The organism is Bacillus sp. EKM501B, assembly GCF_011800505.1.
Taxonomy (GTDB): Bacteria; Bacillota; Bacilli; order Bacillales; family Bacillaceae_G; genus Bacillus_A; species Bacillus_A cereus.
Map to the genome: position 1 here is coordinate 24970 of NZ_JAALFZ010000012.1, position 12404 is coordinate 37373.

The following is a 12404-nucleotide window of genomic DNA, read 5'->3' on the forward strand; positions in this document are numbered from 1 at the left end:
TCAATAAAATATACTACTATATAATTAAAATATTTTATAAGTGGTAACAAACCCTTCAGGTTGATGCTTCGCTAATTTTTTGATTTTTATTAACCTAGAAGGGGGATATTCGTTGTGGGGCACTATATAAGCTATTCATTTTTCAAGAACGGTCTATATTCCTATATCTTAAAAAGAGAATTAAGAATAGGACACAAGGAGGAATTATTATATGGATGGGAATACTGCAAAAAACATAGAATTTCAAGCTGATAACACTGCAGTAAAAAATGAGAAATATCTAGACCCTAAAAAGTGGCATAAACAGGATACTACCTGGGCATTGAGCCTTTTTGGAACAGCAATTGGAGCAGGAGTACTCTTTTTACCGATTAATGCAGGTTCAGGTGGTTTATTATCATTGCTGTTAATTACATTACTTGCATATCCTGTTATGTATTATTCACATAGGGCGCTTGCTAAAATGATTTACGCTTCGAACTCTGCCGATGAGGGGATTACAGGTACAATAAGAGAGTATTTTGGAAATAAGGCAAGTATCATTTTTAATCTTGTATATTTTGTCTCCATTTATACGATCGTGCTGATGTACTCGGTCGCACTTACAAATACCGCTAGTAGCTTTATTGTGCATCAATTGCACATGTCGGAGCCTCCAAGGTCCATTTTATCGCTTGTTTTAGTACTCGGTCTTATCGCTATACTAAATTTTGGTCAAGATATAACTGTAAAGATCATGAGCATGCTAGTGTATCCTTTTATAGCTTCTCTACTTTTTATCGCAATATCTTTGATTCCACAGTGGAATACGTCAATGCTTAGTTTTTCAGCTGTTTCTACTGCTTCAACAGGAACAGGATATTTAGGAACGATATGGATGATACTTCCAATCATAGTATTCTCGTTTAATCATTCGCCTATGATTTCGTCATTTGTTATGAAACAGAGAGCTACGTATGGAATAGATGCTACTGATGCTAAATGTGCCCAAATACAAAAAGTTTGTTATATTATGACATTCGTAGTTGTTATGTTCTTTGTTTGGAGCAGTACCTTAAGTTTGACTCCAAATGATCTTAAGGTGGCAAAAGAACAGAACTTGTCAATCCTATCATATCTTGCTAATGAGCTTAATTCGCCAGTAATCACTATTGCAGCTCCTATCATTGCATTTGTGGCTATTACAAAGTCTTTCCTTGGTCATTATATAGGAGCGTATGAGGTAATGCGTGACATGATTATCAAGTCCAGTAAAAAACGTGGGAAAGATATAGGAGAAAAAACAGTTAAGACAATGATTCTTACTTTTGTCGTATTAACATGCTGGTATGTTGCTTATACAAATCCAAGTATTCTTGGAATCATTGATGCCCTTAGCGGTCCGCTAGTTGCTGCTATCTTATGTATACTACCAATGTATGCAATCCATAAAGTATCAGTACTTGCTAAATACAAAGGGAAATCTAGCAACGTATTTGTCATTATTATAGGTATTCTTACTGTCCTAGCAAGTATTAAGTCATTATTCTAATCCACTATTGTTAGTATCGATGCAAAAACCGTGGGATATGGAAAAAAGAAAGATTCTTATCGGAACTGAATTCTATATTGTTAAACTAAAGAAATCATATTTTTGGACAAACTCCTCACATTGGAGAGTTTGTCTTTTTTTATTATATGCATAACTTTTATCATTTTAGCCAAGAAGACCCCTTTCTCAAGGAACGCGAAATAAGTAGGTGGGAGATGAATTGGCTAAAATGATAAATTGGTGACCCAGTATGTAGAAGTAAAAAAGGGGAAAACTATTGTATAATTATCGATAATTTAGGGGGCGCCAAATGAAGCATAATAAAGAAGTAACACTTGGGGATTACGTTCAATTTTCATATCGTAAAAATCCTAATTTGCAATTAATGGGATTTGTGGTGAATGTTTTACAAAATACAATTGTTGTAGATATTGCCGAAAGAATGGATATCCAGGTAGATGATTTTAGGCAAGTTGTAAAGCATGGTTATTATAATAAAGTGGTTCATAAGGAAATAAAGAATAGTGTTTCATAAAAAAGTGCTCCTATATAAATTTAGGAGCACTTTTTATGGAGAGAATTTCCGCAAAGATTTTTTTCTGAGGTATAAAATTTTCATATGAAAATACGTTTTGAAGATATTTTCTTATTTGTTAATTAATAATTTTTTCAATCTTTATAGCTGTTATGGATTTAAAATATTATTTATAAAGATTTCACATAATTTTATTAAAAAGAAAAATACTAATACTTGTTTTAATACTTTACTTCGAGTCATTAAAACAAATTTACTAACTACGAAACAAGGAGGCATCACTGTGGACATTCGTGAAGGATTAATTCCAACAGCTTTAGGTACAGCAGTGACAGCAGCAGGTTATGCTCTTAAACAAACTCGTGGAACTAATAAAATGATTGCAAATACAGTATTTGGTTTTGGTTTAGCACACGTCGTTTTAGGTGTAATCGATCTTGTTGAACATCGTCGTTAGAACGAAAGGCAAGCATTGATATATGCTTGCCTTTTTGGGAGTACATTTATTATTCATTTTTCAAAATATGTTTGTATGGCGTAATCATTATCAATGTAATTAAATAGTTACACTACAAGGAAATTAGAAAGTAAAACTGTGAGCATTGAATTTTATGAAATGAGATGGTGATGGAATGGAATTTTCTTCTGAAAGTAATACGTATCATGCTGGTGACATTGTCTATATTTTTTACCGAAATCCTCATACTCAAGACGTAGCTAACATACAAGCTGCAGCAGTTGTAAATAATCCTGAAAGACCTAATGAATTAGCACTATTTCTTTACGAAACGTATTATCCACTAACAAATGAGATGGCTATATATGCTACCGAAGATGAGGCAAACCAAGCTTACACTTACTATTATGGTGATATTTCAGAGGGGATGTTAGAATGAATAAGCCATTTATGCCTAAGCTCGTATATTTTGAACCTAAAGCATTAGATTATCCTTTGGGGAAAGAGCTGTTTGAGAAGTTTTCAAAGATGGATGTTGAAATTCGACATACTACTTCCCATAATCAAGTAAGAGATTTGCCAGGGGATAATGATTTTCAAAAGTATCGAGTAGCAAAATCCACGCTGGTTGTTGGTGTTAGAAAAACACTGAAATTCGATACTTCCAAGCCTTCAGCAGAGTATGCAATTCCTTTTGCAACGGGATGTATGGGGCATTGTCATTATTGTTATTTACAAACAACGATGGGAAGTAAGCCTTATATACGAACGTATGTAAATGTTGAAGAAATTTTAGATGCTGCTGATAAATACATGAAAGAGCGTGCACCTGAAGTAACAAGATTTGAAGCGTCGTGTACTTCAGATATTGTAGGAATCGATTATTTAACGCATACCCTTAAACGGGCCATTGAGCATTTTGGAGAATCTGAATATGGGAAATTGAGATTTGTTACGAAATTCCACCATGTAGATCATTTACTTGATGCTAAACATAATGGAAAAACAAGATTTCGCTTTAGTGTAAACGCTGATTATGTGATTAAAAACTTTGAACCAGGAACTTCTCCCTTAGCTAAACGAATTGAGGCAGCAGGAAAAGTAGCTAGAGCTGGATATCCTCTTGGTTTCATTGTAGCTCCTATTTACCTGCATGAAGGCTGGAAGGAAGGATACTATCATATGTTTGAACGCCTAAATGCTGAATTACCTCTTGATGCACGGGATGATATTACATTTGAATTTATTCAACATCGTTTTACAAAGCCAGCTAAGAGAGTAATTGAAAAAAACTACCCGATGACAAAACTAGAATTAGATGAAGAGAAAAGAAGGTATAAATGGGGGAAATATGGAATCGGAAAATACATTTATCAAAAAGAAGAAGAAGAGGATATAAAAAACTATCTGTATTCCTATATGAAACAGTTCTTTCCTAATGCAAAACTAGAATATTTTACATAAAAGAAACGAACAAAATTCATTACATCATCAATCTAAAAAATTACTCACTCAAAAAAGTGATATTGGTCAACAATTCGCTAATAAATCATTTGAAAAATTTATATACGAAAGTCTTTTATGTAAAAATATGTTTCATTATGAACTGAATCCCAACAGTTAAACAGAAAAATACAGCGGTTGTATGAATATAAGTCCGGTATTGTACCGGGCTCATTCTTTTTAACGTTGCATCAATTCTTTTGTGAACATATTAATTTGAACATGTTTAAAAACGAACCATCTTTTGACAATGGTATTAGCGCTTTAGAAAGAACTTTCATAAAAAATGGTACTAATAATCCCTCCAAGTATTACTCCCATAGTAGAACCTAATAACAAAAATCTAATTGTTTAATTAGTAATTCTAATCTACCATTTTTTGCTGTACTATCAACTAAAGAAACAGTAAATGGTTGTTGAAACATATTAGAAAATCGAGCAATTAAAGACATAATATTATATTTAGCAAAAGCCGATGCAACTAAAGCTAATTTCGCCCCAACAAGTTGAACTCCATATCCTAAAACTTCTATAGAAGTCGTAAGCATTAAAAATAAAAAGATACAAATTACTTTAAAAGTAATAAACTCCATAATCATACCCCTTAAGTTTCTATAAATACATAACTCAATAATTATATTAAAAATATTCAATATTTTCATTAAAATGCAAATCAATTTCTATTTTATAATCAAAAACTATACTCCTTTATTTTGAATGATGGCATCACCTTTTATTAGAATTGTCCCTTGGTTTAGCAAATGTTTTTTTGTAAATAATATATTTGTTAAACCATTAATTAAGGGGGACTAGTATGCCGCAGGATCGAAAAGAAGAAGTGCAAAACGATACATATGAAGGAAAAGAGGTTATGCCAGATAATCCACAATATCTACCGCGTCACGTGCAAATGGAGCTGCCTCCCGAATTTTCTATAAATCCTCTTTTTGCCCGCAAAGGAGAATCAGTCGTTCCGCGCTTTCACATGCCTGATGAAGGCATGTTACCAGAAACAGCGTATCAAATCGTCCATGATGAAATGACTCTTGATGGCAATGCACGCTTGAATCTTGCAACATTCGTTAGTACATGGATGGAACCTACCGCAGAGCACTTATATGCTAAAGCATTTGATAAGAACATAATTGATAAGGACGAATATCCACAGACAGCTGAAATTGAGGAGCGGTGTGTCCGCATTTTAGCCAACCTCTGGCATTCCCCCAGCCCCCTTACAAATATGGGCGTTTCAACAACTGGATCGTCGGAAGCCTGTATGCTCGGGGGGCTTGCGTTAAAGAGACGCTGGCAAAATGTACGAAAAAGAGAGGGTAAGCCGGTGGATCGGCCTAATATTGTGTTTAGTTCTGCTGTTCAAGTCGTTTGGGAAAAATTTGCGAACTATTGGGAGGTTGAACCACGCTATGTGAAGGTTAGCCCTGAGCATCCCCGATTAGATCCTCAAGGGGTCCTTGCAGCCGTGGATGAAAATACGATTGGTGTGGTACCGATTCTCGGTGAGACTTATACCGGACTTTACGAACCGGTTGCCGCCATTGCAAAAGCGTTGGACGATTTACAGGAGAGGACGGGACTCGACATTCCTATGCATGTAGATGCGGCTTCGGGCGGATTTATAGCACCGTTTCTTCAACCAGATTTAGTCTGGGATTTTCAGTTGCCGAGGGTGAAGTCCATCAATGTATCGGGACATAAATATGGATTAGTCTATCCTGGCTTGGGTTGGATAATTTGGCGGGAAGCTGATGATCTCCCTGATGATTTAATCTTCCGCGTCTCCTATTTAGGCGGAAACATGCCGACTTTTGCCCTGAATTTTTCACGTCCTGGCGCACAAGTGCTCCTACAATATTACAATTACCTGCGTTTGGGGAAAAGTGGGTACTATGATGTCCAAAGGGCTTCTCAGAATGTCGCTCTTTTTCTTAGCAAGGCAATTCAGGAGATGGAACCGTTCGAACTTTTGTCCGATGGTTCGGATATTCCGGTTTTCGCTTGGCAACTGAAAAAAGGTTACACATTAAACTGGAACCTTTATGATTTATCTCGACAATTGCGTGTGTTCGGCTGGCAAGTACCCGCATATCCATTGCCTCCAGATCTAGAAGCAGTGACGATTATGCGCGTTGTGGTTCGAAACGGATTTTCTATGGATCTCGCGCATTTATTTTTGAGGAACCTCAAACAGGCCGTTGCCTTTCTGGATTCCTTGGATGGACCTATGCCACATGATACGAAATGTGATAATGGGTTTCATCACTAATTAGGGAGCAGCTCTCGTCGTCGTTAAATTGAGCTCAACACCCATAACTTTTCGAGCTATCGACTGGGAAGTGGTACAGAAAAGCTGATGGTTTCAACCAAGGGATACATGATGATAGGTGATGAACAAATTGATGCCTGAGGGCTTTACAATATCAAATCATACGCCTAGTTTTCAGAAATCTATTGGCTTTTCTTCTGGTTTCAAAAGACACAATTCAAATCTGTTGAAGAGTTAAAGAAATTTGTAGCTAGTATTTCCTTTTGGGAGGTACCATTAGCTGCTTTAGGAGTTACTCCACCATTACATTGGATTTTAGCGGATAAATGGGGTAAATCTATTGTATTAGAATCGACAAGGAGTAGTGACTAATAGTCCTGAGTTTAATTGGCATTTATAAAATTTAAGACAATATATAGGTCTTAAATCGCAGCCATGCGCGGGGGATGTACCATTAAGTGCTTTTGGACAAGGTTCAGGTTCAATGGGACTTAATGGAGATTTCACCCCACCATCAAGGTTTATACGGGCAGCGTATGGTAAACAAAATATTCAGGGTATAGATAACGAAGAAGAGGGTATATCGGTCATTTTTCGTATTTTGTAAAATTGTGAGGTTCCAAAAGGAGGAGTAATAACGGAAGAAGATACATTAGATAATACTATTTATACAAGCGCAACGTGCATGGAGTCTGGTACATATTATTACCATATCTATGATTGTAGATAAATTATTGCCCTTCGATATTAGTAACAGGATAGCTGCTTAACGATAAAAATGAATTTGCCAATTTTCTTGCAAAATGTAACGGGTGCTCTACCGATTGGATATGAATATACATAATTAAGGGATTCATGTATAACCAGTGATTATGTAAAGCACTGACAATAATTCCTTGTTGTACAATTGATTTCATAAATGCAGGGATCTCTTCTTGTAGAACCGCGATTTCTCCTAAATTTAATGCATTGCCATTTTGATCCAACGATTCAAAACTTACTCCGACGGGAACTACATAGGCACTTGGTTTTCCTTGAACCAGGACCTTAAAATTGCGGTGAAAAGACACCGAACAACCACCTTGATTTATTTTACTCTTTCCTTTAAGAATTGCAGCAAATTGATCAGAAATGAAATTTAAATTAGACATAAGTTCAATTCCTTTCTCGTGCTAAATTTATTCATTTAGAAATTTAATTTAAAAAATGTAGTTCCTTCTTTTAAAGAAAAGAACTACTTATAAACAACTTTTCTCTAAAATAAACAGGCCGATATGTGCAATTTGTACCCTGTTTATTTTAGAAGAAATATAAATGCTATTTCCCAACAAACATAACTTAATGAACCCTTTCTATATATCGTTATAAAGAACTCATAAAGTAGGCAATTGTACATCTTTATTTTATGTAGGTTAGATAAATATGTGCCTTAATAAGTCTGTGCTTTCTTTATGAAATTCTTATTGGTAATTAAACAATAAATTTAATATATTTTAATGATTGTATAGGGTAAAACTTAATTTGTTTTTTCATTTTCTCTTTTACAATTGCTTGTGGTCCTTTGTTAAAATTGTAGTAATATATTGAACTGTATATAAAGATAGATATTTTAAATTTTTCATCCTAAAATAACTTACTACATCTAGCTAAAAATGTTGTTTTTTCAATGAAGAAGTAAATTTTGGGTGTATGGTTTATTGGTTATATTAAGTGTTTTGTTAATGTTAAACATAACTCTTATTGCACATACATTTTTTTAGATTGCAAAGAAGAATTTATTTGTCTGTCAAATTCTATGTTAACTGGTAAAACAGACTAATTTTAGATGAAAGATTCTATAATAAATCTGGAGAAACAAAAATAATTGAAAACATTTGAGCATGGAGATAAAAAACGCTTAACGAAGGATATTTCAAAAGAGATGGATCAAAGAATTCAAAAATCAATAAAGCTTGTTCAAAAAAATATAAGGTGGATGTATTAGCATTAGGAGAAGTATATAAGCGGAATAATTATAAAGAATGGAAGAAAATAAGTAAGAATTGGGATCAAGGTGAAAATTATTTTAGTAATGCTGACATTAATGTTTATGTTCATCCAGTAATTGAACATTCAGGCTCAGCTTTACCGAAGAGAGTGAAATAAGGTGATTTAAGTCGTTAGCGGATTAGGAATACGCTAAACGATATTAATGCTGGTTCTGCATTTTCAATCAGTGCAGACTTATGTACTTTAAACGTGATTAATAAATTATATTTGGCTTATTATGATCCTTTGGTTAGCACTAGTTAGAGTTATAGTAAAAATATTAAGCAGAAACGACTTATTTTTAATAATAAGAGGAAATATGTTACTGAAAAGTAAGGAGACAAATTATTACTTTTTTAAAGAGTAATTAGGTCCGTACAATGACGCATTAAAGTGATTCATAAGGGATTCTGAATGCTAAGAGAGTGAGAATGAATTACAAAAGAAAGGTGCATAGGCGCCTTTCTTTTTTTGAAGGGATTTTTTGTTACGAGTTAGTACAAAATTGGGTTCAGGGGGTACTATAAAATTTTAGCTTGATGGCGATGGGGTAGCATCCACGTCTATCAACATCACTACACCTATATTTAATACTGCGTTACGTGCCTTGAATCAAGTGAAAAACAAGACCTATTTTGTAAAAACTGAAACCAACGTTTTCTAAACTGAACTTGAGCCATATCTGCATGAACATGGGCCTCCATTTTTAAAGCTTCTGGTATAGGTCTAGGATGTTGACTTTCTACAATAATTTGATCCTCTTTTAGTACTCTTAAACTAAATTTAGCTAAAATTTGGTCTAGTAAAGGGAAGTACTTTAAAAATGTCCTTCCGGTATATCCCATAATTAATGTCTCTTCTTCATCAATTGGTGTAAACGTAATGTACTGAATAAATGACTCATTCTCCTGTTTGCCACTGTGAAGCATCCACTGATGTGGGAATTTGTATTCAAGGTAAGCATCACCATTTGAGAATATAAACTGATCCAGTGTTCCCTCCAGCTTATAATTGGTTGATTCGGCTTTTGTTTTTCTACCAATCGTTTTTTTATGTACATAAGCAAGATGAGCAATATCCAGCACAGATTCGATTGATCGAGTAAGGTGTGCATTCCAAGTGGCGTGGAAGAAAGAGAGTTTAAAAGGAGTGTTCTCCATTACATGAAAAGTTTGCCATTCAGGTGGAGTTTCCTCATTATCAGGATATATCCAAATCAACCCAATCTTTTCTTTTACAGGGTATGAGAGGGTATGAGCAAATTTCGGGATAGGTTTATTGGGTTGGGATGGAATTCTTACACAAGTACCACAACTATCGAACTCCCAACCATGGTAGGGACAGACTAGTTTACCATTTACTACTTGTCCCAGTGATAAGTCAGCGCCACGATGAGGGCAGTAAGGTGATAGGGCCTGAACTTCGTCTTTTTCATCCCGATATAATACAAAATCTTTGCCAGCAACTCTTTTTTTTACTGGAATCTTTTTTATATCTTTTGCATAACTCACAGCATACCAATTACGTGGGAATACTCTATTTATATTTAGAGTCATTTATTTTCTCCTTCTTTTTTATTCACCTAGTAGATATTAGTGGTGTCTACTGTATACTGTCTATTCTATGCTATAAAATATTTTAAATGTTCGTCTAAAATTAAGAAATCTACAGTTTGATCAAATCATTATGAAAGCCTGTATAATCTCTCTAAATGTAACAAAAATGACTATAGTACAATAGATTTTAAAAAGGAGAATGTCTTATTTTATTGAAAATTGAGATATTAAGCAATATTCCTATTGCTATTAAATTGACCATTAAAGAACTTCCACCAAAACTTACAAATGGAAATGGAGTACCTGTAAGAGGAAATAGTCCCGTAATACCACCTAAATTTACAACTGATTGCATACCAATCATACATCCTATACCAATTGCTATAAAACTGCCGAATGGATCTACACATAATTGTGCAATTTTTAAGGAGCGAAGTACTATAGTCAAAACTCCCACCAATAGAATAAATACACCAATAAATCCTAGTTCTTCAGAAACTATTGCCATTATAAAATCAGTATGTGGTTCCGGAAGATACCCTGTTTTTTGTATGCTATTTCCAAATCCGCGACCAGTGATTCCTCCAGAGCCAATGGCAATAAAAGAGTTTACAAGCTGATATCCATTTCCTTGCGCATCAAGAAAGGGATTGAAAATCGTAGTAATACGTGTCTTTTGAACTGCTGATAAACTATATTGAATCAAATAATATAAAATAGGTAACCATAAAATAGAACCGATGGTAGTTCTTTTGATTAGTAGATTTATATTTATTCCTGAACAAAGAAATATGCTAATACCTATACCTAATATTAAAAGTGCAGATCCTAAATTTGGTTGTTTAAAGATAAGAAAAAAAATTGTAGCTAAAAAAAATAAAAGTTTTCCGATACCACTCCAGTTATTTTTAGCTTGTTCTTGTCGCAATGCAAAAAAACGGGCTGTTACAAGTATTGTTCCTAATTTAAGAAATTCAGCTGGCTGTATTCCAAAGATCCATGACTGAGCATTATTTACCACTTTTCCTTTCCATAAAACCATAATTAATAAAAAAATCCCCCCAACCATAATACAGATTGAGACTATTCGTTTTTTCCATATTTCATATGGGAGTAAAGCACAAATTATTAATCCTATTGTTCCTAAAAGTAGCTTTGTTAATTGAGAATCAACAAAATGTCTACTGTTATAACCGTAATGTTGGACAGCGACAATGGAGCTTGCACTATACATCATGATAATACCTAAAGTACATGTTATGAATAGAGGAAGGAGCAATAGATAATCGAGTTTTAATATTTTTTTCATTTTAATATCCTCCTGATTTAAAACAAAACATAATATTACATTTGCTAATGAATAGAATCTTGTTCTCGTCAATTACTAAATATGACTTTTGTTTAGAAAGATTCTATCACTTATTCCCTGTTTTTTACGCAAAAATCCCCCTAGTATGTAACTAGAGGGATTCAAAATGGCATGACTAAATAAGGCTTTTTCCCCCTAGTAGAGCTTTGGCACTATACAACGTAAAGTAATGAAAATTCATTACTTAGCTATCTTAAGAAGAGCCTTAATCCGACAATTCCTGTTCTACCCATTGGCGTCTTTCGACATTTTTGGGCAATAGCCTGTGTTTGCATAGGAGCCTCACCTAACAGGTTAAGCAATATAAATTTTATGTGTTTGTTTCGTGTAGCAAGCATAAATATATTTTTTTTGCTTGTCAAGCAACCGTATTGCTAATTTTATTTGTTTTATTGCTTTATAGTCCTTTGAGAAATGATATAAAAAAATGTCTGTAATCATTCTGTATAAGTACATATTTTTGACTTGTAGTGTATCGTTTGATTAAGTAGTTTAACCATATAAATTTGATAAACAGTAAAGAAGATTTTAATCATAAAAGAAGATTTTTTGTGAATGTTCTTTTTATATACAGAATGACTAATTATTCATCTTTTGTTATAAAGTTGGAATTTGATTAAAAATAATAAGTTTCATATGTTTTATTACGTTTCTTCGAATTAAATCTATTTGAATTCTATGTTTTTTAAGGGGAATTTTAAATTTATAATAAAATATAATTTCATTTTCTATAAAAGATTTTTTTATAAATGGAATTGAAAGTCAGTTGACAAATATTAAATTCTGGTTTAAATTTTGAAGTAATTCAATAAACTTTGTTAGGTGAGGCTCCTGTATAGAGAAACGCTGCTGCCCAAAAATGTCGAGAGACGCCAATGGGTCAACAGGAACGGTCGGATTAAGGCCCTTCTTAATGTAGCTGGTTATAAAAACCTATGCTATACAGTGCTAAAACTCAACGAGGGAGTGGTATACGATTTGATAGAAAGGCACCTCTGTGATTTCGGCAGAGCTGTCTTAATAATCATTTATTTGTATTGTGAAAAAACCTTTACTCCTTTTTGAGTAAAGGTTTTTCTGTTTAATGTTATTTATTTTTATCTTGTCTATATTCAAAAAGGAGGTAATTCTAACTAATGAA

Annotated in this window: 10 protein-coding genes, 3 pseudogenes and 2 riboswitches; of the genes and pseudogenes, 9 read left to right on the plus strand and 4 right to left on the minus strand. The window is 33.8% G+C overall.

All coding sequences use genetic code 11. From position 1 onward, the window contains the following. Positions 1-211 precede the first annotated feature (211 nt). The 5 genes from HFD78_RS20110 to splB all read left to right on the plus strand — a co-directional run bounded on the left by HFD78_RS20110 (position 212) and on the right by splB (position 3987). The gene (locus tag HFD78_RS20110; protein WP_000348959.1) at positions 212-1531 is read left to right on the plus strand and encodes an aromatic amino acid transport family protein; all 1320 of its coding nucleotides are present in this window, start codon (positions 212-214) and stop codon (positions 1529-1531) included. A gap of 310 nt (positions 1532-1841) precedes the next feature. Further along, entirely contained in the window at positions 1842-2066 is a 225-nt protein-coding gene (locus HFD78_RS20115; protein WP_000682219.1) for a DUF2187 domain-containing protein, read from the plus strand. A 283-nt stretch (positions 2067-2349) separates the two neighbouring features. Beyond that, positions 2350-2523, plus strand: a complete 174-nt coding sequence (locus HFD78_RS20120) for a hypothetical protein (RefSeq protein WP_000354585.1) — start codon at positions 2350-2352, stop codon at positions 2521-2523. A gap of 175 nt (positions 2524-2698) precedes the next feature. Beyond that, positions 2699-2962 (plus strand): transcriptional regulator SplA, encoded by a 264-nt coding sequence (locus tag HFD78_RS20125; protein ID WP_000396091.1) that lies wholly within the window; start codon positions 2699-2701, stop codon positions 2960-2962. Then, positions 2959-3987: a spore photoproduct lyase gene (gene splB, locus HFD78_RS20130; RefSeq protein ID WP_001039638.1), complete on the plus strand. Its 1029-nt coding sequence runs from the start codon at positions 2959-2961 to the stop codon at positions 3985-3987. Before HFD78_RS20125 ends, splB begins: the two co-directional genes overlap by 4 nt. Before the next feature lie 368 nt (positions 3988-4355). Here the strand turns inward: splB and HFD78_RS20135 are convergent, their stop codons facing one another. Next, positions 4356-4619 carry a lipid II flippase family protein gene (locus HFD78_RS20135; RefSeq protein ID WP_033667966.1) on the minus strand — a complete coding sequence of 88 codons (264 nt, stop codon included), beginning with the start codon at positions 4617-4619 and terminating at the stop codon, positions 4356-4358. A gap of 221 nt (positions 4620-4840) precedes the next feature. On the opposite strand from HFD78_RS20135, the gene gad reads away from it, so the two are divergent. Further along, positions 4841-6310, plus strand: a complete 1470-nt coding sequence (gene gad, locus HFD78_RS20140) for a glutamate decarboxylase (RefSeq protein WP_001135430.1) — start codon at positions 4841-4843, stop codon at positions 6308-6310. Between the two features lie 207 nt (positions 6311-6517). Beyond that, a pseudogene (locus tag HFD78_RS20145) lies at positions 6518-7037 on the plus strand (linear amide C-N hydrolase); the annotation flags it as partial. Positions 7038-7041: 4 nt separating this feature from the next. Here the strand turns inward: HFD78_RS20145 and HFD78_RS20150 are convergent. Further along, on the minus strand, positions 7042-7461 hold the full coding sequence (locus HFD78_RS20150) for a DUF1259 domain-containing protein (protein ID WP_000067577.1): 420 nt from the start codon (positions 7459-7461) through the stop codon (positions 7042-7044). A gap of 734 nt (positions 7462-8195) precedes the next feature. On the opposite strand from HFD78_RS20150, the pseudogene HFD78_RS20155 reads away from it, so the two are divergent. Continuing rightward, positions 8196-8455 (plus strand): annotated as a pseudogene (locus HFD78_RS20155) (Ger(x)C family spore germination C-terminal domain-containing protein); the annotation flags it as partial. 181 nt (positions 8456-8636) lie between these two features. Then, positions 8637-8705 (plus strand): annotated as a pseudogene (locus tag HFD78_RS20160) (HXXEE domain-containing protein); the annotation flags it as partial. A 220-nt stretch (positions 8706-8925) separates the two neighbouring features. Here the strand turns inward: HFD78_RS20160 and HFD78_RS20165 are convergent. Together HFD78_RS20165 and HFD78_RS20170 are read right to left on the minus strand one after the other, a co-directional pair. Then, complete coding sequence (locus HFD78_RS20165) at positions 8926-9894, minus strand: aromatic ring-hydroxylating oxygenase subunit alpha (RefSeq protein ID WP_000174196.1); 969 nt, start codon at positions 9892-9894, stop codon at positions 8926-8928. A gap of 187 nt (positions 9895-10081) precedes the next feature. Further along, positions 10082-11203, minus strand: coding sequence for an FtsW/RodA/SpoVE family cell cycle protein (locus HFD78_RS20170; RefSeq protein WP_000722117.1), 1122 nt, complete (start codon positions 11201-11203; stop codon positions 10082-10084). Positions 11204-11387: 184 nt separating this feature from the next. Further along, positions 11388-11564, minus strand: a riboswitch (M-box (ykoK) riboswitch). A gap of 506 nt (positions 11565-12070) precedes the next feature. Continuing rightward, positions 12071-12236: riboswitch (M-box (ykoK) riboswitch) on the plus strand. Positions 12237-12404 lie beyond the last annotated feature (168 nt).

Bases quoted from the DNA above. Each gene is read 5' to 3' on its own strand.
- HFD78_RS20110 (WP_000348959.1), top strand. From the start codon at position 212: ATGGATGGGAATACTGCAAAAAACATAGAATTTCAAGCTGATAACACT.
- HFD78_RS20115 (WP_000682219.1), top strand. From the start codon at position 1,842: ATGAAGCATAATAAAGAAGTAACACTTGGGGATTACGTTCAATTTTCA.
- HFD78_RS20125 (WP_000396091.1), top strand. From the start codon at position 2,699: ATGGAATTTTCTTCTGAAAGTAATACGTATCATGCTGGTGACATTGTC.
- splB (WP_001039638.1), top strand. From the start codon at position 2,959: ATGAATAAGCCATTTATGCCTAAGCTCGTATATTTTGAACCTAAAGCA.
- HFD78_RS20135 (WP_033667966.1), bottom strand. From the start codon at position 4,619: ATGGAGTTTATTACTTTTAAAGTAATTTGTATCTTTTTATTTTTAATG.
- gad (WP_001135430.1), top strand. From the start codon at position 4,841: ATGCCGCAGGATCGAAAAGAAGAAGTGCAAAACGATACATATGAAGGA.
- HFD78_RS20150 (WP_000067577.1), bottom strand. From the start codon at position 7,461: ATGTCTAATTTAAATTTCATTTCTGATCAATTTGCTGCAATTCTTAAA.
- HFD78_RS20165 (WP_000174196.1), bottom strand. From the start codon at position 9,894: ATGACTCTAAATATAAATAGAGTATTCCCACGTAATTGGTATGCTGTG.
- HFD78_RS20170 (WP_000722117.1), bottom strand. From the start codon at position 11,203: ATGAAAAAAATATTAAAACTCGATTATCTATTGCTCCTTCCTCTATTC.